This is a genomic window from Pseudoglutamicibacter cumminsii (assembly GCF_003143995.1).
Lineage (GTDB): Bacteria > Actinomycetota > Actinomycetes > Actinomycetales > Micrococcaceae > Pseudoglutamicibacter > Pseudoglutamicibacter cumminsii_B.
On sequence record NZ_QFWG01000001.1, the window covers coordinates 61,095 to 85,304 of the forward strand.

Sequence of the window (24,210 nt, forward strand, 5' to 3'; positions counted from 1 at the left end):
GAAATCACTATGTCTTCAACTGATTACGCCGCCGAGATCCGCGACCTCCGACACACTCTTCACGAGATCGAAGAGGTTTCGGACATTGAGCAGCTTCAAGCCGAGATCGACCAGCTCGAAAAAGAAGCCGCCGCACCAGACCTGTGGGACAACCCCGACGAGGCGCAAAAAGTGACCTCCGCGCTGTCCCATAAGCAGGCTGAACTCGGCCGCATCACCGGCATGGGCGCGCGCATCGATGACTTCGAAACGCTCATCGAACTCGCGGAAGAAGAAGGCGAACCAGAGCTTCTCGAAGACGCCGATTCCGAACTCGCCAAGATCAAAGAAAAGCTCTCCGAGCTCGAGATCATGACGCTACTCAACGGCGAATACGATGCCCGCGAAGCCGTCATCACGATCCGCGCCGGCGCTGGTGGTGTCGATGCCGCAGACTTCGCGGAAATGCTGTTGCGTATGTACCTGCGCTACGCGGAACGCCGCGGCTGGAAGACCAAGGTCACCGATACGTCCTACGCCGAAGAAGCGGGCCTGAAATCCGCGACTTTCGAAGTCAACGAACCATACGCATTCGGAACCTTGTCCGTCGAAGCGGGAACCCACCGCCTCGTACGCATCTCGCCGTTCGACAACCAGGGCCGCCGCCAAACATCCTTCGCCGCGGTCGAAGTCATCCCGCTCATCGAAACCACCGACCACATCGAGATCCCTGAAAACGAACTCAAAATCGATGTGTTCCGTTCCTCCGGGCCGGGCGGCCAGTCCGTCAACACGACAGACTCTGCGGTGCGCATGACCCACATCCCAACCGGCATTGTGGTCTCGATGCAGAACGAAAAATCGCAGATCCAGAACCGGGCCGCGGCGTTGCGCGTCATGCAGTCCCGCTTGTTGCTCCTCAAGCAGGAACAAGAAGCCGCCGAAAAGAAGGCGCTCGCAGGCGACGTCAAGGCGTCATGGGGCGACCAGATGCGCTCCTACGTTCTGCACCCGTACCAGATGGTCAAGGACCTGCGCACCAACCACGAGGTCGGCAACACCGGCTCGGTGCTGGACGGCGACATCGACGGGTTCATCGACGCCGGCATCCGCTGGCGTGCAAGCCAACGCAACCAGGATGAAGACTAAGCACGACGCCGACTAAACACGACACAGACTAAACCGGCCCGGCGCATCGTGCGTTAGGCTACCTGTGTCTGACCGACCGTGATCCGCGAGGTTTCTTTGGTGTGGTCGGTGATCCGGCCATCGACCAACGTCACCATTTCGTCGAAGCGGTGCGCATGCTGCAGGTCGTGGGTCACCAGGAGCGTGGTGACGTCAAGCTGCTTGGTCATGCGGATCAAGAGGTCGATGATCGTTGCGCCTGCGCGTGAATCGAGCGACGAGGTCGGCTCATCCACCAGCAAAACCGATGGGTTGGCCACGAGCGCGCGTGCGATGTTGACTCGCTGACGCTGCCCTCCGGAAAGCTGCGCTGGCCGCAAGTTTGCTTGGGCGCTGAGACCAACCGCCTCAAGCAACTCACCTGCGCGGGCCCGTGCCGCGCGTTTCTGCGCGCGCGTCCCGGCAAGCTCAATCACGGCACGGATCTGTTCGTGGGCGGTCAGCGAAGGCAGCAGGTTGGACTGCTGGAACACGATCCCGATCTTCTCGCGACGCAAACGCGCCGCCTCAGCTGGCTTGAGCCGGCTGGCTTCGATCCCGTCGATCATGACGGACCCGGAATCCGGCTGGGTCAGCGTCGCCGCGACCGTGAGCAGCGAAGACTTGCCCGAGCCCGACGGCCCCGTGATTCCGACGAGCGTGCCCGGCTCCGGCGTGAGAGTCACGTTATCGAGTGCGGTCACGGTGTCGTTGCCGTCTGGGTAGGTCAGGTTCAGATTGGTCAGGGAAAGCATGGTGGTCCTTTCGATGGGTAGATACGGGACGATGCTGCGCGGGCGGGTTTAGTTGAGGGCCTGCATCGGGTCGGCTTTGGTCACGGAACGCAGTGCGAACGCGGCTCCGATGAGCCCCAGGAGGGTCATGAGGAGGCCCGGTGCGAGCGTTGTGAGCCAGTTGCTCACGAACGGAACGCTTGCGGAGATCGCTGGCCCGACGAGCATGATGATTCCGATGCCCGCGCCAACGCCGACGGCCAAGACGAGCAACGACTGGCCGATCGCGTCGCGCAACAGTGCGCTCACGGGGGAGCCGAGGGCCCGCATCACAGCGATGTCGCGGGTTCGTTGCAGGGTCCACACGGTGAAGAACGCGCCGACAACGAGCGCGGAGATCGCCATGAGCATCCCGATCATCATCCCGAGCGAGCCGACTTCTGAACGGAAAGAGCCGACCGCCAAAAGCTGTTCGAAACCCGCGGGAGACACCGTGTGGGCGGCCGCGTTGATGTTTGCGGCTTCGTCGTCAGAGACGTCGGCGTGGACCAGCAGGGCGTTAGGGTGACCGGTTCCGCCGGTGCGCTCGGACAGCTCTTGCCACGCGCTCCACGACATGCCGATGACTGGCACGTGCGAGTAGTGCCCGGTTCCGGTGACGTCGGCGACAGTGAATTCGTGGCCTGCGATGGTGATCGCGGCTCCGGCTTCTATGCCGAGTTCTTCTGCCGCGTCTTCGCTCAAGGTGACGTTAGTTCCGGACGGGGCGGCGGAGTCGTCGGCTTGGTTCGGTCCGGTACCGGCGCCGAGGTCAGCGCCCGGGCCATGGGCTACCAGGGCGACGCCTGTCGTGACATCGTCGTGAGCCGCCGCGATCTGAGTGACCCCAACGGCGGTCACGTTGCTACGGCCAACATGATCTTCCCAACGCTGTTGAGCATCTGGGGCGATGGATGAGGTGGACATGCTCGCGTCCTGACTACCGTTCGGCGCGGACATCACGAGGCGGTCTGCCTTCCAGGAACGGACGGTGTCCACGTTGGCGCCGGCGAGGCCGCCGGTCAGGCCGGTCAGAAACCCGACCAGGAGGGTCATGAGCATCACGACAATGGTGATGATCGCGAAGCGCCCTTTCGCGTGGAGTACATCGCGCCAACCGAGAAACATGTCAACCTCGTTTTCTGTGCCGTCTCTTCGCAGCTCCGCACTGGATCTGCGTTGTTCCGCCGCTGCGTTGTTCGTTGCTTCCATTCCATCGAGTTCGGGGCTTCAGCGGATCCGGCGCAAGACTGATCTTGAATGTCGACATGGTTGAGGTGCGGGATCAATCTTTCGGTTGATGCGTTGCGGCACCTGAGGACCCTTGGGCGCAGTATTCTCGTTTATATGGTTGAGTCCACGCCGTCTGTTGCCCGCTCTGCGCCGGAACCGGAGCACGTCGTATCCGCGATGGCGCCTGCTTTTCGGTTGCTCCGCGCGGGCTTGCATGTGGTGATGTTGGTGTGCGCTGGCATCGCTGTTGCGGCCGGTGTGAAGCTCGTCAGCGTGCCGGGGCAAGAGGTGCGTGGTTGGCTTGGGATCGTGGGCGTGGCCGCGTTTGTTGCGGGCTGGGCCGGTGGCGCGGTTCAGGTTGAGCGTGGAAAGATCCGCGAGAACACCACCTCGACCGTGCTGGGACTCAGCGGGATGGCCGCGGCTTGGATACTTGCCGCGAGCCAGATCTTCGAAGCCGCGTATCTGGTGTTCCCGTTCTTTTTCGCGCTGCTGTTCCTACTGGGAATGAGGTTCGGAACCATCGCAGTCATGGCGGCGACGGCGTGCGCGATCCTCTTCATTTCCCAACGTCTGGGGTTTTCATTCGCTGTCGTGATTGGTCCGGTGCTGGGTGCTTCGGTGAGCATCATGATCGGGTGGGCTCTGCGTGCGGTTGCGTATCAGGCTGCGTTGCGTGAGTCGCTACTACAGCGGCTGCTCGATACGGAACGCGAGCTGACCGTGACCCAGCGGGAAGCCGGCATTCAAGCCGAACGCGCTCGCTTGGCTGGCGAGATCCACGATGGTGTTTCGCAGTCTTTGTCTTCGATCCAGATGTTGCTGCACGCGGCCGAGCGTGGCCTGCCAACGGATGATGCGCATCGTAAGACCAAGGAATACATCGTGATGGCGCGTTCAGCTGCCGAGGACGCGCAGTCGGAGACGCGAGGGATTTTGCGGCGAATGGCGCCCGCGGCTTTGTCTGATGAGACGCTCACTGGCGCGCTCGAACGGATCGCCGATGTGGGCGCTGGCCCGGCCGTGGTGGTCATGAGCGATGACCCTCCGTTGACGATGAGCCAGCAGGCCGCGCTGTTGAGGATCGCGCAGGGTGCGGTCGGGAATGCGCGCCAGCATTCGCGGGCTCACCGCGTTCTGGTTTCGCTTGAACACGATGCGGATTCGGCCACGCTGACGATCAGCGACGACGGCGTTGGTTTCGTTCCGGGGACCGTTCCGGAAGGCTCGCGCGGCCGGGGTCATTTCGGGTTGGCGTTGATGCGTGAGCGGGCTGAGCAGATGGGCGGCGAGTTCGCTGTTGAGTCCCGGCCGGGTCAGGGAACGCGGATCTCGGTTCGCATCCCGCTTGAAAGCGTTGACGGGCAACAAAACACAGCGGGCGAGGAGGAAGCATGAGTGGAGCTGGCGAGGCCATCCGCATCGTAGTGGTGGATGATCATCCGGTGGTGCGGGCTGGTTTGCGCGCGCTTTTGGAGATGGAGGATGACCTCACGGTTGTGGGGGAGGACGGCAGCGAAGACGGCGCCGTCGCCGAGGTTGAACGTGAACGGCCTGATCTGGTGTTGATGGATTTGCGGTTGGATCACGACGGCTCTGGTGCCGTTGCGATTCAGCGGTTGCGTTCCGCGGGGCTAATGATGCCTGTTCTGGTGCTCACGAATCATGACACGGACGCGGACATCCTCGCCGCGGTTGAGGCGGGGGCTTCCGGATACCTGCTCAAGGACGCTCCACCTGAAGAGCTTTTGCCTGCGGTGCGTGCGGCGGCCGCGGGGCAGTCGGCGCTTGCCCCGGCAATCGCGAGCCGACTCATGGAACGCCTGGTTTCTCCCTTGCCGAGCCTCACATTGCGCGAGCTGGAAGTTCTGCGCTGCGTTTCGGACGGTCTCACGAACGCCGAGATCGCCCAGAAGCTGTTCGTTTCGCAAGCGACCGTCAAGACCCACCTTGTGCACGTGTTCGAAAAGCTCGGGGTCACGTCCCGCACCCAGGCGGTAGCGGAGGCGCGAGACCGCGGCCTGTTCTAGAAGCCGCCGCACAACAGCAGGCCCCGGGCAACGTTTGTTGTCCGGGGCCTGAACTGTAACGGTTCACTAGCGGCTAGATATAGACGACGATGTCCTCGCCCTTGATCTCGCATGCGAAGCGTGGAAGCGCGGCATTCGCTGGGCCGGAGATGACGCTGCCGTCTTCGGCCTTGAACCAGGATTCGTGGCACGGGCAGTGGAAACGGTTTTCCGAGCCAGGGCTGACTTCGCAACCAGCGTGGGTGCAGACCGCCGAGAAAGCCAGAACTTCCTTCTCCGATGGGCGGAAAAGAACAAGCTTGGTCTTACCTGCGGTTACGCTCGCTTGGCCGCCAACAGCAAGATCGCTCGTCTTCAAGACAGGCTCAGGCTTGCCCGTGGCCTCCGGGATTTCGTTGGGACCGCTCGCCCCACACGCCGCAAGGCCGAGGGCAGCCGCGCCCAGAACCGCACCGCCAAGAACAGCGCGACGGGACGTGCAGCAACCCTGGTGGACCGCATCGTGCTCAACTGGTGAAGCAGCCTCAGCTGCCGGGGCTTCGACTTGCGAAATCTTGTTCTCCATACCGCCTATTGTCTCACTTCGAAGAGGTCGGCAGGCTCCACGCGCCGAACGGTGCGCCGTTGGTGCGTTCGCTCGCGCCCGACTGATCCAGGAACGGCGTGATACCGCCCAAGTGCTGCGGCCAGCCTGCGCCGAGGATCATGCACAAGTCGATGTCCTGCGGGCCAGCGACGACGCCCTCATCGAGCATGATGCGGATCTCGGTTGCCAGCGCGTCGAGCACCGTGGTGAGCAGCTCATCCTTGGTGATCGTGGCATCCCCGCGTTCAAGAAGCGCAAGGTTCTCTTCCGGAATGAACTTGCGGCCGTTCTCATCCTTCGACCAGATCGAGGTGACCTTGTTGTCGATGAGCGTCTGCAGGTTCTTCGACAACAGGAAACGCTCCGGGAAGCTGCTGTGCAACGTCTCAGCGACGTGCTGAGCGACAGGCAAGCCCACCATCGCGAGCAGATCGAACGGGGACATCGGAAGGCCCAGCGGATCCAGAGCAGTGTCCGCTTCGTGCGGATCCATGCCCTGATCGAACGCGTCCATGACCAAGCCGAGCAAAAGCAAAAGCAAACGGTTGACGACGAACGCCGGCGCGTCCTTGACCAGAACGGCAGTCTTGCCGAGGCTCTTCGCGGCCGCGAAGGCCGTAGCCAGGACCTGATCTGAGGTCTCAGGGCCACGCACGATCTCGATGAGCGGCATCTGCGCTACCGGGTTGAAGAAGTGGAAGCCGACGAGGCGCTCAGGGTGCTCGAGGACCTCGGCCATCTCCTTGACCGAAAGCGAAGAGGTGTTGGTTGCGAGGATCGCGTCCGGGCGAACGATCTGCTCAACCTCACGGAAAACCTGCTGCTTGACGCCGATCTCCTCAAACACGGCCTCGATCACGAAATCGGCATCCGCGTACACACCCTTATCGGTGCCAGCCGTGATGAGGCCCTGGATCGCGCGAGCATCCTCTTCCTTCATGCGGCCACGCTCAACGTTCTTAGCGAGGTAGCCCGCAACGTGATCCAGGCCAGCCTGAGCGCGCTGCTCATCCATGTCCGTCATGACCACTGGAACCTGCAGCTTCTGAGCGAACACCAGCGCAAGCTGAGCCGCCATGAGCCCAGCACCGACCACGCCGACCTTGGAGATTTTCTGAGGCTCAACATCGGGCACGCCTGCCGGACGCTTAGCGCGGGCCTGGAACAGCTCGAGGAACGAGTAGATCGTGTTCTGGAACGCAGGCGTGAACATGAGGTACGCGAGCTTGTCGACCTCAAGCGCACCCGATTCCTTCTGAGTCATCGAGCGGTTCGCATCCAACGTATCCAGAAGTGCCGTCGGGGCCGGACGGGTTTCAGCGTGCGTTGCCTTCTGTACCAGGCCGCGAGCGTACTTGAGTGCGGCATCCCAGCGGGCGGAAACCTCAAGGTCGGACGGATCCTCGGGCTCGCGCTGGGCCTCAGGGGCTGTGCCATCCAGGACCGAGGCGGCCCACTCGAGCGAATCCTGAAGGAAGTTCTCCTGCCCGAAAGCGATGTTCGCGCCGCCCATCTCAGCCAGCTGGCTACCGTTCAGGAAGCGGTTGCCCTTGAGAGGGTTTTCAAGCATGACCTTCAAGCTGTTTTCGATGCCCACCAAGCGAGGGAAGCGGTAGACGCCACCCCAACCAGGGATCAGGCCGAGGCCCGCTTCAGGCAGGCCGAGTGCGCGCACCGCGGTGTTGACGGTTCGGTAGTCGCACGCGAGCGCGGTCTCGAAGCCGCCGCCGAGGGACTGACCGTTGATAAAAGCGAAGCTCGGGACGTCGGCGTCCGCGATGACGTCGTAGGCGACGTGGCCGAGTTCCGCGAGCAAGCGTCCATCTTCAGGGTCAGTGAGGGTGCGGATCGTGCTGAGGTCAGCGCCGGCAGCGAAGGTGCGGCCGGTTCCGGTAACGGCGATAGCGTCGATCTCGCCGGCCCCAGCTCGCTTGACCTGTTCTTCTGCTGCACGGCCGAAGTTCAGGAGGCCGGCCGGCCCCAGGGTTGCTGGATGCCCTTCCTTCTCAGAAACCATCGTCATGACCGCGATGGTGTGCCCGCCAACCTTGTGGTCCTCAACCTGAACCTGGGTCACGACCTCGTAAGGGGCGGCCGAACGCAGGTCATCGAAGCGCGCGAAACGGTCTTGTGCACTCGATACGGAGCTGTGGGATGAAGCCTGGTTACCGGCAGGGTTAAGTGAATCGGTCACGTGAGTTCCTCCTAGGAAGCGGTACAACCTCTCAACAGGAGGTTACCGCATAGTAGTGAGGTGAATCACATGTACTTAGCTATGAGCGGATTAGGGCCGGTTTCCACGCGAGGCGAGCTCAGTGTTCAAGGGGCTCAGGCTCAGTGCTCAAGCGGCTCTGGTTCTAGGAAAGCGACGGTAATCACGGCAGCGGTGCGGCGGATCTGCCACTCGCGGGATCCGAGTTCCCGTAGCTTCTTTTGAACAGAATCCAGCGTGACAACCTCAGGCGGTTCCCACGAGATTTCCTTCAAAACAGCGGGAGCTAAAAGATTCTCCAAAGGCATACCCAAAGCCTGGGCATCCCGCTCCAAGCGCCACCGCGCGGTCTGATACCGCTCAGCGGCATCAGGGAATCGGTCGTTCCACGACCGCGGGGGAGGCATCGTTGAACGGCGCGCCGTCCGAGGTGGGAAACGCGTCGCGTTCCGGGCCCGAGCAATCGCGGTGACCCAACGGCGGGCCTCCTTGCTAGCCAACCGGCCGCGGAAACCATCCGTGCGCAACAGAGCCGGAACCGTCGTCGGGAGCGCACGAGCCGCAGCGATGATCGCCGAATCCGGCAAAAGACGGCCCGGAGCGCGGTCCTTGTTTTGGGCGACCTTCTCGCGCTCTTCCCACAGCTCCTTGACCGCCAGAATCTGGTGCTTGTCCTTCAACTGGTGCAGGCCGTGGGTGCGCCGCCACGGATCCTTACGCGGCTGCGGGCCGGGCTTGAGGCGTTCATACTCGAACTCTTCTTGCGCCAAATCCCACTTCTTCTGGCCGCGCAGAAGCTTCTCAAGCTGGTTCCGCAACTCGATCAAAACCTCAACATCGAGTGCCGCGTAATTCAGCCAATCCTCAGGCAACGGCCGCATCGACCAATCCGCGGCCGAATGCTCCTTCGCCAAGCGGACGCCGAGCATCGTCTCGGTCACGTACGCCAAACCTACGCGCGGAAGTCCCGCTAGACGGGCGGCGAGCTCGGTGTCGAATAACCGAGGCGGCTGCAGTTCGAGCTCACGCAAGCACGGCAAATCCTGGTGCGCCGCGTGCAAAATCCATTCCGCGTCCGCGAGCGCCTCGTTCACATCCAGAAGATCGTCGAACGCCTCAGGATCAATCAGGAACGTGCCAGCGCCAACCCTGCGCAGCTGAACCAAGAACGCGCGCTGACCGTAACGGAAACCGGAAGCCCGCTCCGCATCGACCGCCACTGGGCCGTGCCCTTCGCGCAACTGAATGACCGCGTTATCGAGTGCGGCCCGCGTCGAAATCACCGGTGGGATCCCCTCGGCGGGGGAGTCAAGAAGGGGGAGGTCTGAAGGCTCGCGCTCCGGGAACTGGCCAGAGGCGAGAAGGGCTGCCGGCGGTGGATCAAGCTTCATGGTTCTTCTGATCATACTAAGGAGTAGCCACGATCAAGGGTCAACGCCCGATGCGGAAGCCAGCTCAGCATGCTTGTCACCTAGGTGAGCCGGACGTTGGGCATCGGTGTGACGCCATCTTCCATAGGAGGTAGCCCCGCGAAGGAGCACACCATGTCGCACCACGCCTCGAGCTGGTTTTGGACGTTGTAATCCTCAGGCGTCCACGAGGCTCGAAGCTCAATGTCCACGCGCTCAGGCTGCTGCGCGAGGTCGCCGAAATTCTCACTCAACGCACGCGTGGCCGTGCCGCCGGCGCGGCGATAAGGGGCGCCGTGTTCCTCAAGGGCTTCGACCAGCCACGTCCACGCAACCGATGCGGCGAGCTGATCGTTACCCATCTCGCCGTCCACCTCGGCGCGGATGTAGGTCACGATCCGCATCGTTCCATCCCACACGGGATTACCTTGTGGATCAAACAGCAAAATGAATCGGCCCGTCGCGAGCTCATCATCCCTGTGAGGGTCCGCGACATTCGCCTTTAACGCGACGGCGTATGGAGCCAAGCGCTTAGGGGCAGGGATCTCCTCGAGCGTCATCTCAGGACGCACCAAGGCGCGCTTCAGACCGTCCAGCACCAACGAAAATTCGTGCGGGACGCCGGCTGAACCCAACCGTGCTGTCTCTGCGCTAAAACTCACACAGCTAGCTTATGGAACACGAAAATCTTTGTGGCGGCGGCGCGCCGGTAACGCCGGGCAGAGGCTCGGAAACGGGCCGCTGGAGGCTTACTCGGCGCCTATGCGGAGCTACTCCACTGGTTTCTGAACCAAACAGATCGAATTGATGCAGTAGCGCTGATCCGTTGGAGTGTTGAAACCCTCGCCCTCGAAAACGTGCCCCAGGTGCGAATCGCAGTTCGCGCAGCGCACCTCAACACGGCGCATACCCAGCGAGTTGTCGACCAAGTACCGGATCGCATCGGAATCCTCCGGCGCAAAGAACGCGGGCCAGCCGCATCGGGCATCGAACTTGGTGTCCGAAGAAAACAGCTCGGCACCGCACGCACGGCACGCATACACCGCATCGGTCGTGTCATCCGTGTAAGCGCCCGTGCCCGGACGTTCCGTGCCGGCCTGACGCAACACAGCGTACTCTTCAGGGCTCAGCTGCTCACGCCACGCGGCGTCGCCGCGGCCCAGCGGATCTTCAACAGGAGAATGCATGTATTCAGTCTACGAGGGGGCATGCACAGAACTAACGAGAGATTGCCTCTGGCGGCGACAGATGTAAGTGAGATGATGGGGGACATGGGATCCGGAGCGAAGAAGTCACCGCGCACGGGCTCACGCATGAGTCCGTCCTCATGGGCCGCTGTGGGGCTCGGCGCGGGAATCATCGGCACAGGCGTCATCACCGGACTCGCTTCGCTGTTCGCTCGCGCCGTCGTCACTCCGTCACGCAACAACGCCGACGAAGTGAAGATCCTCGGCGTTGGCCGCGACCACATCGGCGAGTACGTCGATCTGCAAACGCGTGACCCTCAAGCCACTGCACCCGGGCGCTACTCGCTGTGGTTCAACAACCAGTCGGGGCACGCGAAAATCGGCGACATCATCTCCACACCATCCGGAACGCACGTGCGCCGCCGCATTATCCGCGTCGACCGCGGCGACCTCGCCCGCGCAACCCACGGAAACATCGGCGGCAACTATTTCATCGACCCCACCGACGCCGGCGTCCTCGCAACCGACGTCCACGTACCGCTCACGGCCGGGCCCGCACCTGCATGGCTTGTCGAGGGCGATCAACATGCGGACACTTGGGCGATCCTGATTCACGGTCGCGGAGCAACACGCCTCGAAACCCTTCGCGGACTCAAGCCACTCAGCGAGCTCGGGCTCACTGTGCTGTCGATGAGCTACCGCAACGACGGCGAAGGCCCTGAAGTCAACAACGGCCGCTACGGACTCGGCGCAACAGAATGGCACGATGTGGATGCCGCGATCGGATACGCGCTCAGCCAAGGTGCGCGCGACGTCGTACTCGTGGGCTGGTCGATGGGTGGCGCTATCGCTTTGCGGACGCTCGAGCTATCGCGGTTCCGGCACCGCATCCGCGCGCTCGCGCTCACCGGTCCCGCCGTAGACTGGTTCGAAATCCTGCGCTACCAAGCGAAAATCAACAACATCCCGTACCTCTCCGGGCGCATCGGCGGGTGGATGCTCGGCCAGCCCATCGGTAAGAAACTCACCGGGCTGACCGCGCCCATCGACCTCAACGCGCTCAACTGGGTTGAACGCGCCGGCAATATCAAGATTCCAGTTCTGATCCAGCATTCACGTGACGACGGCTTCGTGCCTTTCGTCTCCTCCGAACGGCTAGCGAAAAAGAATCCGCGCTACGTGACCCTCGTGCCGTTCACGCGCGCAGGGCACGTACGTGAATGGAATGTTGACCCGCAGAAGTGGGAAACAACTCTCAAGGACTGGCTACAGAAAACGCTGCGGATCTAACGCGTAGACGCGCCCGCCCCGTAAAGGGGCGGGCGCGTCTCTAAAGCGCTAAACGTTCCGGCGCGGGGCTAGTACTCGAACCGGATCAGGCGTCAACGAGTTCCTTACGTACACGGTTCTTGATCCGGCCCAGCATGGCCGTCATGCCGCGCAAACGCAACGGCGAAACCGCGCGCGCCAAACCGATGGTTGACGGGTAATCATCCGGGGTCTCTAAGACCTCCTCAGCAGGCAAGCCGTGCAGACCCTCGACCAAGACGCCAGCGAAACCGCGCGTCGTTGGAGCCTCAGGCGGTGCCGTGATGAACACGCCTACAGTGTGGTCTGCGTCGTCGGCGACCTCAACCGTCAAAAACACAGGGGACTGGCACTCAATCACCTGCTCAAGCTCGGCGTCCTGATAACGCTCCGGGAGCTCCGGAAGGTTATCCGAAAACTCAAGCAACAGCTCAAGACGCTGAGGCTCAGGCAGCGCGTTGAAATCCTCGGCGATCTCCGCCAAAGCAGTTGGCAAAGCCATAGAAACTACCTCCTAAGCGTTGCGGGTCGCGGAAGCCGGAACAGTGCCAGGTTCCTCACCCAAAACGATCGGGACGCCCACAACGTTGCCCCACTCAGTCCACGAGCCGTCGTAGTTACGGACGTTCTCAAAACCAAGCGCGTACTTCAAGATGAACCACGTCAACGCAGAACGCTCACCGATGCGGCAATAAGCAATCACATCGTCGCCTGGCTTCAAACCAGCGTTGTCCATGTACAGGGCCTCGAGCTCAGCACGCGGCTTGATGGCCGACGCCTCACCAACGGCGCTTGACCACGGAATCGAGGCCGCCGTCGGAATATGACCACCACGCAACGCACCTTCCTCTGGGTAGTCAGGCATGTGCGTGCGCTCGCCCGTGTACTCCTGCGGCGAACGGACATCGATCAGCGGCGTGGTGCCCAGCAACGAAAGAACCTCAGGCAAGAAAACACGCAACGTCGAATCATCGCGCTCAACTACCGGGTAGTCCGTCGCCTCACGTTGTGGAACCTCGCGGGTCAGGGCACGGCCTTCAGCGATCCACTTATCGCGGCCACCATCCATCAATCGAACATCCGGGTGACCGAACAGCTCCAGAACCCACAGTGCATAAGCCGCCCACCAGTTCGACTTATCGCCGTAGACCACGATCGTGTCATCGCGGCTGATGCCCTTGCGGCTCAACAGAGCAGCCAGGCCTTCGCCGTCGACGTAATCGCGGGTCACCGCATCGTTGAGTTCCGTGTGCCAATCCAACTTGACCGCGCCCTCGATGTGGCCGGTCTCATACAACAGAACATCCTCATCGGACTCGACGATCACGATGCCGGGCTCGTTCAGGTGATCCTCAACCCACTGGGTGGTCACCAGCTTCTCCGGGTGCGCATACTGCGCATGACGAGCTTCCTCCGTCAAAACCTCTGACATAACTGAACGATCTCCTTAAAGTCTGTTCGCGTCCGGAACCAAGGCCGGCATCATGCCAGCCGGGAAATGCACCTATTCAGAACAACCTGCACCCACTTAGAACAACAACAGTGCGGGTGTAATGATTCCCTCCCAGCCTAGTTACAAACAAAACGCCGGCCAGAAGTAGCACACACAAAAGGAAACATTCACAAGATTGCGTAAGATCGCAGGCAGAGACATCGTCGATTGTGCGCCGCGAGGTGCACGCTGAGTCTGCAACTGACACCGCAATCTGAGACACCGCTATCTGAGGGAAAGCATCTACGTGGCAACCATTCACAAGTTGACCGACATTACTCCCAACGTCGCCGCAGAGGCGCTCCTTGACGGTATGCACCCGTCGTACCGGTTTGGTGAGGTGTCTTTCGACACATACATCCCGGACCCTTCTCAGCCGAGCCAGGCCGCTGCGGTGAAGCGTTTGCAGGAGTTCGCCGAGGCCGTCAACGTGGATGCTTCGCCATCTAAAGGCCTCATGAAGTTGTTCGGCAAGAAGAAAAAGGCGAAGGGACCGGCGGGTATTTATCTCGACGGCGGCTTCGGTGTCGGTAAGACCCACCTTTTGGCGTCGCTGTGGCACGCGACGGAAGGCAAGCGCGCATTCGGCACGTTTGTTGAGTATACGAACCTCGTGGGTGCCCTCACGTTCCCGCGCGCGGTTGAGATCCTCAAGACCTATAACCTCGTGTGCATCGACGAGTTCGAGCTCGACGACCCGGGCGACACTGTCTTGATGTCCCGCTTGATGCGCGAACTGGCCGACGCCGGGGTCAAGCTGGCGGCGACATCGAACACTCTGCCTGGTGCGCTGGGGGAGGGCCGCTTCGCAGCCCAGGACTTCCAGCGTGAGATCCAGGTTTTGGCGGATCAGTTCGAGATCATCCGCGTAGATGGTGAGGATTACCGTCACCGTGGTCTCCCTGACGCTCCAGAGCCGATGGCAGACGACGAGTTGATCTCCTTTGCGGAGGAACGTTACCCGGATGCTCACATCGCTGAGGATGACTTCCCGCAGCTCGTGGATCACTTGTCTAAGGTTCACCCGTCGCGTTACCGCAAGCTTCTGAGCGATACCGATGTGCTGGTCCTGCATAACGTCGAGACCATCACCAACCAGGCCATCGCGTTGCGGTTTGTGGTTTTCGCTGACCGCCTCTACGACAAGGACGTGCCAATCGTCGCTTCCGGCGAGTCCTTCGACCACCTCTTCACCGAAGAAATGATGGCCGGCGGCTACATGAAGAAATACTTCCGCGCCGTGTCTCGTTTGACCGCGCTGGTCCGCGAAGGCCAGGGCGCCGAATCCTAATCGACACTGAATCCTGAACGCACGTCCTAGCGTCTGGTGCGTTGTTGCCGGGCGCTAGGACGTAGCCTCGTACTTAGTGCGGCTCGTGCTTAACGCGGAAGGCCGGGAACATCGTTTGATGTTCCCGGCCTTCCGTCTTGCGAGCGGACAACGGGATTCGAACCCGCGACCTCCACCTTGGCAAGGTGGCGCTCTAGCCAGCTGAGCTATGTCCGCGAATGACAGTCCAGTTCAGGACCGTATTTATACAAACCGTGGTTCTGATCTAAACAGAACCGTGGTTCTCGTGCGCGATACTGGGTTCGAACCAGTGACCTCTTCCGTGTCAAGGAAGCGCGCTACCGCTGCGCCAATCGCGCCTATTCAGGCTGCAAATCACTTAGTGGAGGTGGGGACGGGATTCGAACCCGCGTATACGGCTTTGCAGGCCGCTGCCTCGCCTCTCGGCCACCCCACCACATCCGTAACAAGTACGGTGCCCTTGCGGGCCAGCAAGTGGTTTGCGAGCGGACAACGGGATTCGAACCCGCGACCTCCACCTTGGCAAGGTGGCGCTCTAGCCAGCTGAGCTATGTCCGCATGTGGTGTCACCCGCGGTTCGTTTCCTGTTCGGAAAGCGTTTCCGCTGTGATGCCAACGAGTGATTACTCTAGACCAGTTTTTACCGCTTTGCCAAATCGGCTCAAACTAGGGGCGTGTCACTGGGGCAACGCAACCTTGGTGCTGCCCGGAATTCCGCGTAAACACCTATTGAATTATTCGACGAGATTAGTTTCGTGGCACCGGCGGGCCGAGCCACAGCAGTGTCACAAACAGCACCGCCACGAAAGCAACTAGCAGCACAATTGCGAGCCATACGTGACGCAAGATCCATGCCTGCACGTGTTCGATAAAGCCGCGTGGCTCGTCGCCACCTGGAGCGAGCCGCCAGCCGCCTTTCAAGAGCCCCTTGCGGTCAACGTAGAGGTCAAACGGCAGGGTCGCGAACGGAACAACGGCCAGCAAAACACCCGTTACGCCGATGCGTGCAGGCCACTTCTGGTTGACCCACACGAAAACCGTCGACGTCGCGTAGCTCAGGAAGACGAAGCCGTGGATACCGCCGGCGATTGGCACGATGTTGGTGACATCGAGCCTACGCAGGATCAGGGCGGCAATGAGCCCGGCCCACGTGAAGATCTCCGCGATCGCGAAGGTGCGGAAAAGCAGGCGCGGGGTGACGGCATGAGTCTGAGATGTAGATGTCATGAAGTGGTTGCTCCGGTAGCGGTCGATGCGGACTTAATTTTAGATGCGGCCGCTCACGCAGAGACGGCTTCAGTAGCGCTAGATGCGGTTGCGCTGGTGTTCACAGCGCGGCGCAGTGCCACGAAGAAGACGATGAGGGCCGCAGTGATCGCGATGTGTCCGAGGCCCGCGATGCCGGAGATCATCGCGGAGGACTCCTTGCCGAGCACCGTGAGGGTCCCGTGCCAGATCATCATTGCGGAGGTTACGACGACACCCGCGTTGTAGAGCCAGAAGAACCAGCCGAACAGCTTGGGGCTACGGGAGATCGCAAAAGCTTTCTCGATCACGAGGAAAATTAGGAACGCCATGAAACCCAGCGCGAGCAAGTGCGTGTGAACGACCCCAAGCTGCGTGAACTGGCCTTCAGGAAACTCGTTGATCTTGGTGAATTCGCGGTAGAACACGCCCGCGCTCAAGCCTGCGATCATGTAGAGCAAGGACGCGTTGAGGAGCTTCTTCACGGTTTTACTTCCTTTCGAACACCGCGCATGCTTTGAAACAGTGCATGGGCGCTGTGGTTTATAAGGCGCTGTGGTCTGGGGCGCAGTGGTTTATGTGGCGCTGTGGTTTGACCTATACCTCGATTCAACCCGCGCGCACGTCGTTAAACATCGCGATCAGTGTTGAAACCGGCCTCAACCTTTCGGTTGATAAGGGTGATGGAATCGACCATGTTGTGGGAGCAAACTGTCAGGGGTAGGTGACACACTGGGGAACATGACACAGCCACTGCTCGCGCATCAGACCTCGTTGGGGCGAATGTATTCCCGCACTGTTGACGGACTTCCCGAAGTTCCGTCGATTACCACCGTGATTTCCCGTCACGCAGTAGACATGACGGGGTGGGCTGGGCACATGGCGGCGACCGCCGTTATTAACGATGCGCGACTGGCTGGCTCGGTAGGCAACAAGGTTCAGCTCAAGCAGATTGCACGGCAAGCATCTTCAGCTGCTGAGAAATACCGCGATGAGGCTGCGGCCCGTGGTGACCGGGTCCACAACTATGCCGAACACAAGGCGCTGCGCGAGCTGGGTCGGCCGCACGAGGCCGCGCAGATGCGCGAAAAACTGCAGGAACACGGCGAAGGCGCCTACGCGGATCGTTTCGACGAATGGTGGGACCTCTACGGGGTCAAACCGATTGAACCCGAAGTCACAATCTGGAACCACACCGTGGGTTACGCCGGAACGCTCGATCTTGTCGCCGAGATCGGGGGAGTCACATGCCTCATCGACTACAAGACGCGCGGAACCACCCGCGACGGCCGGGTCAAAGCCCCGGACCCTAAAGTCGTGATGCAGCTCGCCGCCGGCGCACAAGCCGAGGAGTATTTGAGCGACCCTGAGAACGGAACATGGGAGCCCTGGCCCTTCCCGAAAGACAGCGTGTTGTTGGCTGTCGCCCTCGGGGAAACCGAAGTACTACCCATGCGAGCGCAACCGCACAGCCTCGAAAACGCTTGGAAACGCTTCTGGGCCCTACGCCAAGTTTGGGAAACCGAATCCGTGGCATTCAGCGCCGCAGCCGAACTCCAACCCGTCCCGCCACCAACCGCACGCTAAATGACGCCGCACGCTAAATGACCAACTCAAGCAGGGAGCGCCGAACCACACGTACTCTTTCTCGCATACGATGGAAGAGCGCGCATCCGTGGCACCTATGGGCGTGTGCGGTACGCCTTCAGAAACACAGCGAAGCGCCTTCAGAAATACGGCGAAGTGCCTACAAAACTAAGCGAAGCACATTGAGAAAAGGAGTAGCGTGACAGTTCACGCGATTCGAACAGTAGGGGACCCGGTCCTACGTACCGTGGCAGATCCCGTCACCACATTCGATGCATCACTAGCCGCTCTGGCTGAAGACATGCACGAGACCATGAACGACGTCAAAGGCGTTGGCCTGGCCGGCCCACAGATCGGCATCAGCAAACGGATCTTCACCTACAACATCGACGGTCACGTCGGCACGGTCTGCAATCCCGTCCTCGAAATCCTGGACGAAGAAGCCGTCGAAGACGACCGCACCATCGAAGGGTGCTTGTCCGTTCCCGGGATCCAAATGCCGCTGGCACGCCCCAAGAAAGTGCGTCTCACCGGCGTTGACATCACCGGTGAGGAACTCGAAATCATCGCCGATGGCCTCCTCGCGCGCTGCTTCCAACACGAAACCGACCACCTCAACGGCAAACTCTTCATCGACCGACTCACAGGTGAAGAGCGCCGCCGCGCACAACAAACCCTGCGCCACAACACGTACCAAAGCAACGTCGACCACGTGCAAGACCAGCGCGCCGCCACCATCGGGAGCGCCTTCTCAAACAAAACCGGCAACTCATTCCTAAGGAGCTGATGCGTTCATGGCACGAATCCTCTACGCCGGAACCCCCGACGTCGCAGTGGCGCCGCTAGCGCAGCTCATCGCAGACGGCCACGAAATCGTTGCAGTCCTGACGCGTACCGACGCCCCCATCGGACGCAAACGCGTCATGACGCCATCACCCGTGGCGGCCTACGCCGAAGAACACGGGCTCCCCACCATCAAAGCCGACAAGATCACAGACGAAGCCCACGACGCGATCGCCGCACTCAACGTCGACGTTGCGGCGGTCGTCGCATACGGCGCCATGATCCCACGCCGCACCCTCGACCTCCCAGAATTCGGGTGGGTCAACCTCCACTTCTCACTCCTGCCAGACCTGCGCGGAGCCGCGCCTGTTCAGCACGCGCTCATCCGGTGCCACGACATCACCGGCGCCACAGCGTTCGTGCTCGATGAAGGCATGGACACCGGCCCGGTGCTCGGCGTCATGACCGAAGCCGTGCAACCAAGCGACACCGCAGGCGACCTCCTCGAACGCCTCTCCACAGAAGGCGCAGTGCTGCTGAGCCAAGCGATCACCGGCTACGTCTCCGGTGCCGTGGTGCCACAACCACAAAAGGGCGAGCCGACTCTTGCGCCGAAACTCGAACGCAACGACGGCCGCGTCGACTGGAGCACATCCGCCGAAGCCGTGCGCGGACGCATCGCCGGAACCACACCAGAACCCGGTGCCTTCACACACTTCAACGGGGCGAGCATCAAACTTGAACGGGTGCGCATCACAACCCCAGACGAGCTCGAAGACCACGAGAAAAACCTTGCCCCCGGCCAGCTGAGCTTCCGCAGCCGGAAGCCAGCCCGCGTCGTCGTCGGTACCGGGTCTTCACCGGTTGAACTGACACGCGTGCAGCCCGCAGGTAAAAAGATGATGGCCGCCGCTGACTGGGCTCGCGGAGCCCTCAGCGATGGGGAAGGACGCTTCGAATGAGCCGAGATTCACGCTCGAATGACCGCACCCCACGCTCCCGCGGAGGGGCCAGGAACGATCGCCCACGCCGCGATCAACAGCAGGGCCAGGGTAAAAGGCAGGGTAGCGCCGACGGCTCGCGCCGCAACGCTAAAGGCCGCGAACGAAACCGCGGCGGCCGCCAGCCCCGCCAATTCAGCGCCGCAGCTCCATCCCAACGTAGCCGCAGCGCAGACCCCGCACGCAAAGTAGCGTTCGATGTTCTGCAGGCTGTCGCCGTCGACAACGCGTACGCGAACCTCGCCCTGCCGCACCATATTCGCCGCGCCCGCCTCGACCAGCGGGACGCCGGCTTCGCAACCGAGCTGACCTACGGCTCGCTCCGCGAACTCGCAAGCCTCGACGCGGTGCTGGCCGAATGCTCCGACCGGCCACTCAAAAACATCGACCCGCCGGTTCTGGATGTTCTGCGGATCGGCACGTACCAGCTGTTGCACATGCGCGTCCCGCAGCACGCCGCAGTCGACGAAACCGTGGCGCTCGCCCGCGACTGCGTGGGTGCAGGCGCGGGTGGCTTCGTCAACGCGGTGCTCCGCCGAGTCACGGAACGCTCACGTGAAGAATGGGCTGAAACGCTCGAATCCTCCATCACAGATCCGATGGCGCGGCTCGCACTGCGGTATTCGCACCCCGAATGGGTGGTTCGTGCGCTGCGCTCTTCGCTCGTCGTGCACGGGCGTTCGACTGAAGAGCTCGAGACCCTACTCGAAGCCGACAACGTGGCTCCCGCAGTTCATCTGGCCGCGCTTCCAGGGATCGCAACCGAGCAAGAACTCAAACGCCTCAAAGCCACACCGTCAACCTGGGTTCCCGAAGCCTACTCCGTGAACTCAGGTGGCGACCCGCTGCGTTGGCCTGGCGTTGCCGAAGGCCACATCCGTGTACAGGACCACGGTTCGCAGCTCGCCGCCCGCGTCCTCGCGGAAGCCGATGTTGCAGGCACCGACGCTGGACGTTGGCTTGATATGTCCGCAGGCCCCGGAGGCAAGGCAGCGCTGTTGGCCGCGATTGCCGCTCAACGCGGGGCACACCTGACGGCGAATGAAGTTCAGGAACACCGCTCGAACCTTGTGAAGCAAGCGCTTCGCGCGGTCGATGAGAAGGCATGGACATCCGTCACGGGTGACGGCCGAGACATCGGTAAGGCACAGCCGAACCACTACGACCGCATCCTGCTCGACGCCCCATGTTCAGGGCTCGGTGCGTTGCGTCGCCGCCCGGAAAGCCGCTGGCGCAAACAGCCATCCGACATTCCAGCTTTGACCCGCCTGCAGAGCGAACTTCTGAACTCCGCCCTTGACGCGCTACGCCCAGGTGGGGTGCTCGCGTACGTGACGTGCTCACCGCACCCGGCGGAAACCCTCGCGATCCTCGAAGACGCGTTCCACCGTCGGAAAGACATCGAACTGCTCGACACCGGAGCCGTCCTCGACTCCGTAACGCTCACCGGCAAAGGTGACGCGACCCGCCCAGCCGACCCCGTCGTCGGAACCAACACCGGTTCCACGGCCCAACTTTTCCCGCACTCCCACGGAACCGACGCCATGTTCATGGCCCTCATTACCAAGAAGGAACAAGCATGAGCCGCCACACCTGCGCAATCCACCCTTCGATCCTCTCGGCCGACTTCCTTCGCCTAGGGGAGGAACTGCAAGCCATCAAAACCGCCGATGCCGTGCACGTTGACGTCATGGACCAGCACTTCGTGCCGAACCTGACATTCGGCCCTCCAGTGGTCAAGCGGATCCAGGACGAGTCCCCGCTCCCCCTCGATATCCACCTCATGATCGAAGACCCAGACCGTTGGGCCCCTGAATACGCGGACATGGGCGCCTACTCGGTCACATTCCACGCGGAAGCCGCAACGGCACCGATCCGCCTGGCTCGCGAACTGCGTGCTCGCGGATCGAAGGCCTCGATGGCTCTGCGCCCAGCGACCGGCCTGGACTCCTACATGGACATGCTCCCTGAGCTCGACATGCTGCTGCTCATGACGGTTGAGCCCGGCTTCGGTGGGCAGGCTTTCCTTGACGTTGTGGTCCCGAAGATCCGCGCGGCACGCAAAGCGATCGACGGCTCCGGTGCCCAGGTTGCGCTGCAGGTCGACGGTGGTGTCACGACCGAGACGATCCGCATCGCCGCTGAAGCAGGCGCGGACACGTTCGTTGCAGGCTCGAGCGTCTACGGCGCCGAAGACGTGGCCGTAGCGATCGAAAACCTGCGCCGCGAAGCCCGCGACGCCATCGGACACTAAACCTTCCGAACAGCGTGGGTGTCGTTGATTCGCCACCCACGCTCAACCCACGCTCAGCGGACCAATACTCAACTCGCGCTCAACATTGCGTCACCGTGCCATCCTCCGAGCCGCACCCTGGGCTACAGTGGTGATCACGTGCTCCGGGGTCGGTGAAATTCCGAACCGGCGGTGATAGTCCGCGACCCGTTGTCTTCAATCGAGGATCCCCTCCGATTGAGTAACGGCTGAACTGGTGAAACTCCAGTACCGACAGTCAAAGTCTGGATGGGAGAAGCACGGTTTACGCTGAGAAAGTGTTCTCCACGTAGCCAACTGGCTGGACAACCAAGTCAACTGGCAACGTGACCGTTCAGCCGCGTCGCAGGATGCAACGCAGGCGCACGGACGAGTCAAGCCGACGAGTCCAAGCCACCTGCCGCATCGCACGCTAGAGCGCAACTGAGCGAAGAAGCCACTCACGTATTCCTCAACCCGGGGCCGCCGTAGAGCGAGAAAGGGTTAGGAATGGATTTTCTGCGGTGGCTTGTCGACATGTTCAACGGGACCATCGATCTGCCTGGCGGGCAGGTTCTTGTGGTCCGCGAAGTCGTCGGCAATGTTTTCGGTTTGGCATCGGCTCTGGGCGGTATGCGCCGTAAAGTGTGGGCCTGGCCTATCGGTATTGCGGGCAACCTGCTGTTGCTCACCGTTTTCTTGGGTTCGTTGATCGATCCAAACGCGACAATGCCTCACCTGCTGGGGCAGGCAGGCCGTCAGATCATGTTCATCGTGGTCTCCGTGTACGGCTGGGTCCGCTGGAATCAGAGCCGTAAGCAGCGCGGCGCTGGTGCGTCCCAGGCGATCACCCCACGATGGGGTGGCTGGGGCGTGCGCGTCGGGATGCTGTTGGTCATGGTGATCGGTACGGTTGCCCTGACTCCGCTGTTCGCTGCGTTGGGTTCATATGATCCGGTGTGGGCTGACGCGTGGACGTTCATTGGTTCGCTCGTGGCTACCTACGGGATGGCGAAAGGCTGGACTGAGTTCTGGCTCGCGTGGGTCGCCGTGGATATCGTGGGTGTCCCGCTGCTGTTCTCGGCGGGCTACTTCGCTTCAGCCTTCATGTACCTGTTCTATGGCGTGTTCACGCTGATCGGCTTCTTCGTGTGGGCCCGGGCTCAGAAAAACGAGAAGCCATCAATTTCGAGCATGGAGACACTCGACCCAACCGTGGAGTGACGCTCGACCCGACGGTGGAGTGACGGCCTGACACGGGAGATATGAATCGTTGGCGCCGGTTTGAGACGAACCTCTCAAACCGGCGCCAACTCGTTTCAGCGCTGGCTTGTTCCGGAGCCATACCAGCGCCGCGCCGGTGCTCTGCCAGCGGGCCTGGATGGTCTTTGTGTCGTCACGTTCTGCAGTTGCGAGGCTGGGGTTGATTAGGCTGAGGGTGTGAAAAGCTTCGAGGAACTCTTTGCTGAACTGCAAACCAAAGCTGTAGAACGCCCTGAGGGCTCCGGCACTGTCAAACAGCTGGATGCGGGCATCCATGCGATCGGTAAGAAGATCGTTGAGGAGGCCGCAGAAGTCTGGATGGCTTCCGAATACGAGTCGGACGAAGAAGCTGCTGAGGAGATTTCGCAGCTTTTGTATCACGTCCAGGTCATGATGATCGCTAAAGGTTTGTCACTGCAGGACGTGTACAAGCATCTGTGAGTCGCTGGCCTGGCGAGCATTCGTGCATCGCCAGCGTTGTGGTGGGTCGTTGATTGAGTGGGTCGTTGATTAAGTTTGTGAAGGGTGCGTTGTTGTGTCGACTTTGCGTGTAGCTGTTCCGAATAAGGGTTCGTTGTCTGCCGCCGTGACGGAGATGTTGTCTGAGGCTGGCTATCGTCAGCGTCGTGATTCTCGTGAGCTGGCGTTGACTGACCCTGAGAACGATGTTGAGTTCTTTTATCTGCGTCCGCGTGACATCGCGGTTTATGTTGGCCGTGGTGTCTTGGATCTGGGGATCACGGGCCGTGATTTGATGATGGACGCCGATGTGGATGACGCGGTTGAGGAACTGATGCCGTTGGGCATCGGTGCTTCGACGTTCCGCATCGCTGGTCCGCAAGGTGAGTTCTCCGATTTTTCGGAGCTCAACGGTAAGCGGATCGCTACGAGTTACCGGGTTTTGGTCGACCACTATCTTGAGGAGCACGGGATCCAGGCGGAGACGGTCCGTCTGGATGGTGCGATTGAGACGTCGATCCGCTTAGGCGTTGCCGATGCGGTGGCCGATGTGGTGGAGACGGGGTCGACGATGCGCGCGGCTGGTTTGGAGCCGTTTGGCCCTGCGTTGATGAAGTCTGAGGCTGTTTTGATTGGCCGGAAGGATCACCACCCGAAGGCGGAAGATAGGTTGGTGCGTCGTTTGCGTGGTGTGATTGTGGCGCGCCAGTACGCGATGCTGGATTACGACATCCCTAAGTCCTTGGTGGATGAGGCGATGCGTTTGACCCCTGGGCTTGAGTCGCCGACGATTTCCCCGTTGGCTGATCCTGAATGGGTTGCGGTGCGCGCGATGGTTAAGGAGAACCTGGTGAACCGTGTCATGGATGAGTTGTATGACGTGGGGGCTCGCGCGATTTTGGTGACCCCGATCAACGCGTGCCGTTTGTAGAA

25 protein-coding genes, 4 tRNA genes and 1 riboswitch are annotated in these 24,210 nt (G+C 61.4%); of the genes, 14 read left to right on the forward strand and 15 right to left on the reverse strand.

Annotation, left to right across the window (positions count from 1 at the left end; genetic code table 11):
- Positions 1-9 precede the first annotated feature (9 nt).
- Positions 10-1,128 (forward strand): peptide chain release factor 2, encoded by a 1,119-nt coding sequence (gene prfB, locus CAY35_RS00290; protein WP_109302834.1) that lies wholly within the window; start codon positions 10-12, stop codon positions 1,126-1,128.
- 53 nt (positions 1,129-1,181) lie between these two features.
- Here prfB and CAY35_RS00295 read toward each other — a convergent pair whose 3' ends face one another.
- Both CAY35_RS00295 and CAY35_RS00300 read right to left on the reverse strand, forming a co-directional pair.
- On the reverse strand, positions 1,182-1,901 hold the full coding sequence (locus CAY35_RS00295; RefSeq protein ID WP_109302835.1) for an ABC transporter ATP-binding protein: 720 nt from the start codon (positions 1,899-1,901) through the stop codon (positions 1,182-1,184).
- 48 nt (positions 1,902-1,949) lie between these two features.
- The gene (locus CAY35_RS00300; protein ID WP_181377423.1) at positions 1,950-3,047 is read right to left on the reverse strand and encodes an ABC transporter permease; all 1,098 of its coding nucleotides are present in this window, start codon (positions 3,045-3,047) and stop codon (positions 1,950-1,952) included.
- 219 nt (positions 3,048-3,266) lie between these two features.
- Here CAY35_RS00300 and CAY35_RS00305 point away from each other — a divergent pair, with 219 nt between their 5' ends.
- Positions 3,267-4,550, forward strand: coding sequence for a sensor histidine kinase (locus tag CAY35_RS00305; protein WP_181377424.1), 1,284 nt, complete (start codon positions 3,267-3,269; stop codon positions 4,548-4,550).
- Positions 4,547-5,182 (forward strand): response regulator, encoded by a 636-nt coding sequence (locus tag CAY35_RS00310; RefSeq protein ID WP_109302838.1) that lies wholly within the window; start codon positions 4,547-4,549, stop codon positions 5,180-5,182. The genes CAY35_RS00305 and CAY35_RS00310 overlap by 4 nt, the downstream gene beginning before the upstream one ends.
- A gap of 73 nt (positions 5,183-5,255) precedes the next feature.
- Here the strand turns inward: CAY35_RS00310 and CAY35_RS00315 are convergent, their stop codons facing one another.
- The 5 genes from CAY35_RS00315 to msrB all read right to left on the reverse strand — a co-directional run bounded on the left by CAY35_RS00315 (position 5,256) and on the right by msrB (position 10,576).
- Positions 5,256-5,747, reverse strand: coding sequence for a Rieske (2Fe-2S) protein (locus tag CAY35_RS00315; RefSeq protein ID WP_109302839.1), 492 nt, complete (start codon positions 5,745-5,747; stop codon positions 5,256-5,258).
- Positions 5,748-5,760: 13 nt separating this feature from the next.
- The gene (locus CAY35_RS00320; protein WP_258265556.1) at positions 5,761-7,962 is read right to left on the reverse strand and encodes a 3-hydroxyacyl-CoA dehydrogenase NAD-binding domain-containing protein; all 2,202 of its coding nucleotides are present in this window, start codon (positions 7,960-7,962) and stop codon (positions 5,761-5,763) included.
- Positions 7,963-8,102: 140 nt separating this feature from the next.
- Positions 8,103-9,371 carry an HRDC domain-containing protein gene (locus CAY35_RS00325; RefSeq protein ID WP_109302840.1) on the reverse strand — a complete coding sequence of 423 codons (1,269 nt, stop codon included), beginning with the start codon at positions 9,369-9,371 and terminating at the stop codon, positions 8,103-8,105.
- A gap of 80 nt (positions 9,372-9,451) precedes the next feature.
- Positions 9,452-10,051, reverse strand: a complete 600-nt coding sequence (locus CAY35_RS00330; protein WP_375231725.1) for a DUF3000 domain-containing protein — start codon at positions 10,049-10,051, stop codon at positions 9,452-9,454.
- A 108-nt stretch (positions 10,052-10,159) separates the two neighbouring features.
- Entirely contained in the window at positions 10,160-10,576 is a 417-nt protein-coding gene (gene msrB / locus CAY35_RS00335; protein WP_109302842.1) for a peptide-methionine (R)-S-oxide reductase MsrB, read from the reverse strand.
- 84 nt (positions 10,577-10,660) lie between these two features.
- Here msrB and CAY35_RS00340 point away from each other — a divergent pair, with 84 nt between their 5' ends.
- The gene (locus CAY35_RS00340; protein ID WP_219930422.1) at positions 10,661-11,866 is read left to right on the forward strand and encodes an alpha/beta hydrolase family protein; all 1,206 of its coding nucleotides are present in this window, start codon (positions 10,661-10,663) and stop codon (positions 11,864-11,866) included.
- 85 nt (positions 11,867-11,951) lie between these two features.
- Here the strand turns inward: CAY35_RS00340 and CAY35_RS00345 are convergent, their stop codons facing one another.
- Together CAY35_RS00345 and CAY35_RS00350 are read right to left on the reverse strand one after the other, a co-directional pair.
- Complete coding sequence (locus tag CAY35_RS00345; protein WP_109302844.1) at positions 11,952-12,386, reverse strand: SufE family protein; 435 nt, start codon at positions 12,384-12,386, stop codon at positions 11,952-11,954.
- 12 nt (positions 12,387-12,398) lie between these two features.
- Entirely contained in the window at positions 12,399-13,316 is a 918-nt protein-coding gene (locus tag CAY35_RS00350; RefSeq protein ID WP_109302845.1) for a sulfurtransferase, read from the reverse strand.
- A gap of 307 nt (positions 13,317-13,623) precedes the next feature.
- On the opposite strand from CAY35_RS00350, the gene zapE reads away from it, so the two are divergent.
- Positions 13,624-14,667, forward strand: a complete 1,044-nt coding sequence (zapE, locus tag CAY35_RS00355; RefSeq protein ID WP_109302846.1) for a cell division protein ZapE — start codon at positions 13,624-13,626, stop codon at positions 14,665-14,667.
- Between the two features lie 142 nt (positions 14,668-14,809).
- Here zapE and CAY35_RS00360 read toward each other — a convergent pair.
- From CAY35_RS00360 to CAY35_RS00385, 6 genes are all read right to left on the reverse strand, one after another.
- Positions 14,810-14,883 (reverse strand) — tRNA-Gly (locus tag CAY35_RS00360).
- A gap of 71 nt (positions 14,884-14,954) precedes the next feature.
- Positions 14,955-15,026: transfer RNA gene (locus CAY35_RS00365), tRNA-Val, on the reverse strand.
- A 24-nt stretch (positions 15,027-15,050) separates the two neighbouring features.
- Positions 15,051-15,124 (reverse strand) — tRNA-Cys (locus tag CAY35_RS00370).
- Between the two features lie 48 nt (positions 15,125-15,172).
- A tRNA-Gly gene (locus tag CAY35_RS00375) sits at positions 15,173-15,246 on the reverse strand.
- 189 nt (positions 15,247-15,435) lie between these two features.
- Entirely contained in the window at positions 15,436-15,915 is a 480-nt protein-coding gene (locus tag CAY35_RS00380) for a DUF3817 domain-containing protein (RefSeq protein ID WP_109302847.1), read from the reverse strand.
- A gap of 53 nt (positions 15,916-15,968) precedes the next feature.
- The gene (locus tag CAY35_RS00385) at positions 15,969-16,418 is read right to left on the reverse strand and encodes a DUF2871 domain-containing protein (protein ID WP_109302848.1); all 450 of its coding nucleotides are present in this window, start codon (positions 16,416-16,418) and stop codon (positions 15,969-15,971) included.
- A gap of 44 nt (positions 16,419-16,462) precedes the next feature.
- On the opposite strand from CAY35_RS00385, the gene CAY35_RS00390 reads away from it, so the two are divergent.
- The 9 genes from CAY35_RS00390 to hisG all read left to right on the forward strand — a co-directional run bounded on the left by CAY35_RS00390 (position 16,463) and on the right by hisG (position 24,208).
- Positions 16,463-16,657, forward strand: coding sequence for a hypothetical protein (locus CAY35_RS00390; protein ID WP_109302849.1), 195 nt, complete (start codon positions 16,463-16,465; stop codon positions 16,655-16,657).
- A gap of 17 nt (positions 16,658-16,674) precedes the next feature.
- Positions 16,675-17,520 (forward strand): cytochrome, encoded by an 846-nt coding sequence (locus tag CAY35_RS00395; RefSeq protein ID WP_101630037.1) that lies wholly within the window; start codon positions 16,675-16,677, stop codon positions 17,518-17,520.
- 199 nt (positions 17,521-17,719) lie between these two features.
- Positions 17,720-18,307 (forward strand): peptide deformylase, encoded by a 588-nt coding sequence (gene def, locus CAY35_RS00400; protein ID WP_219930423.1) that lies wholly within the window; start codon positions 17,720-17,722, stop codon positions 18,305-18,307.
- A gap of 7 nt (positions 18,308-18,314) precedes the next feature.
- Positions 18,315-19,265 (forward strand): methionyl-tRNA formyltransferase, encoded by a 951-nt coding sequence (gene fmt / locus CAY35_RS00405; RefSeq protein WP_109302851.1) that lies wholly within the window; start codon positions 18,315-18,317, stop codon positions 19,263-19,265.
- Positions 19,262-20,887 (forward strand): RsmB/NOP family class I SAM-dependent RNA methyltransferase, encoded by a 1,626-nt coding sequence (locus tag CAY35_RS00410; protein WP_109302852.1) that lies wholly within the window; start codon positions 19,262-19,264, stop codon positions 20,885-20,887. Before fmt ends, CAY35_RS00410 begins: the two co-directional genes overlap by 4 nt.
- Positions 20,884-21,558, forward strand: coding sequence for a ribulose-phosphate 3-epimerase (rpe, locus tag CAY35_RS00415; protein ID WP_109302853.1), 675 nt, complete (start codon positions 20,884-20,886; stop codon positions 21,556-21,558). Before CAY35_RS00410 ends, rpe begins: the two co-directional genes overlap by 4 nt.
- A gap of 135 nt (positions 21,559-21,693) precedes the next feature.
- Positions 21,694-21,841, forward strand: a riboswitch (FMN riboswitch).
- A 224-nt stretch (positions 21,842-22,065) separates the two neighbouring features.
- Positions 22,066-22,779, forward strand: coding sequence for a nicotinamide riboside transporter PnuC (pnuC, locus tag CAY35_RS00420; RefSeq protein ID WP_109302854.1), 714 nt, complete (start codon positions 22,066-22,068; stop codon positions 22,777-22,779).
- A 216-nt stretch (positions 22,780-22,995) separates the two neighbouring features.
- Complete coding sequence (locus CAY35_RS00425; protein WP_109302855.1) at positions 22,996-23,259, forward strand: phosphoribosyl-ATP diphosphatase; 264 nt, start codon at positions 22,996-22,998, stop codon at positions 23,257-23,259.
- 103 nt (positions 23,260-23,362) lie between these two features.
- Positions 23,363-24,208: an ATP phosphoribosyltransferase gene (hisG, locus tag CAY35_RS00430; RefSeq protein WP_181377444.1), complete on the forward strand. Its 846-nt coding sequence runs from the start codon at positions 23,363-23,365 to the stop codon at positions 24,206-24,208.
- The last annotated feature ends 2 nt before the right edge of the window (positions 24,209-24,210 follow it).

Bases quoted from the DNA above. Each gene is read 5' to 3' on its own strand.
- prfB (WP_109302834.1), top strand. From the start codon at position 10: ATGTCTTCAACTGATTACGCCGCCGAGATCCGCGACCTCCGACACACT.
- CAY35_RS00295 (WP_109302835.1), bottom strand. From the start codon at position 1,901: ATGCTTTCCCTGACCAATCTGAACCTGACCTACCCAGACGGCAACGAC.
- CAY35_RS00300 (WP_181377423.1), bottom strand. From the start codon at position 3,047: ATGTTTCTCGGTTGGCGCGATGTACTCCACGCGAAAGGGCGCTTCGCG.
- CAY35_RS00305 (WP_181377424.1), top strand. From the start codon at position 3,267: ATGGTTGAGTCCACGCCGTCTGTTGCCCGCTCTGCGCCGGAACCGGAG.
- CAY35_RS00310 (WP_109302838.1), top strand. From the start codon at position 4,547: ATGAGTGGAGCTGGCGAGGCCATCCGCATCGTAGTGGTGGATGATCAT.
- CAY35_RS00315 (WP_109302839.1), bottom strand. From the start codon at position 5,747: ATGGAGAACAAGATTTCGCAAGTCGAAGCCCCGGCAGCTGAGGCTGCT.
- CAY35_RS00325 (WP_109302840.1), bottom strand. From the start codon at position 9,371: ATGAAGCTTGATCCACCGCCGGCAGCCCTTCTCGCCTCTGGCCAGTTC.
- msrB (WP_109302842.1), bottom strand. From the start codon at position 10,576: ATGCATTCTCCTGTTGAAGATCCGCTGGGCCGCGGCGACGCCGCGTGG.
- CAY35_RS00340 (WP_219930422.1), top strand. From the start codon at position 10,661: ATGGGATCCGGAGCGAAGAAGTCACCGCGCACGGGCTCACGCATGAGT.
- CAY35_RS00345 (WP_109302844.1), bottom strand. From the start codon at position 12,386: ATGGCTTTGCCAACTGCTTTGGCGGAGATCGCCGAGGATTTCAACGCG.
- CAY35_RS00350 (WP_109302845.1), bottom strand. From the start codon at position 13,316: ATGTCAGAGGTTTTGACGGAGGAAGCTCGTCATGCGCAGTATGCGCAC.
- CAY35_RS00380 (WP_109302847.1), bottom strand. From the start codon at position 15,915: ATGACATCTACATCTCAGACTCATGCCGTCACCCCGCGCCTGCTTTTC.
- CAY35_RS00390 (WP_109302849.1), top strand. From the start codon at position 16,463: ATGGGCGCTGTGGTTTATAAGGCGCTGTGGTCTGGGGCGCAGTGGTTT.
- CAY35_RS00395 (WP_101630037.1), top strand. From the start codon at position 16,675: ATGACACAGCCACTGCTCGCGCATCAGACCTCGTTGGGGCGAATGTAT.
- fmt (WP_109302851.1), top strand. From the start codon at position 18,315: ATGGCACGAATCCTCTACGCCGGAACCCCCGACGTCGCAGTGGCGCCG.
- CAY35_RS00410 (WP_109302852.1), top strand. From the start codon at position 19,262: ATGAGCCGAGATTCACGCTCGAATGACCGCACCCCACGCTCCCGCGGA.
- rpe (WP_109302853.1), top strand. From the start codon at position 20,884: ATGAGCCGCCACACCTGCGCAATCCACCCTTCGATCCTCTCGGCCGAC.
- pnuC (WP_109302854.1), top strand. From the start codon at position 22,066: ATGGATTTTCTGCGGTGGCTTGTCGACATGTTCAACGGGACCATCGAT.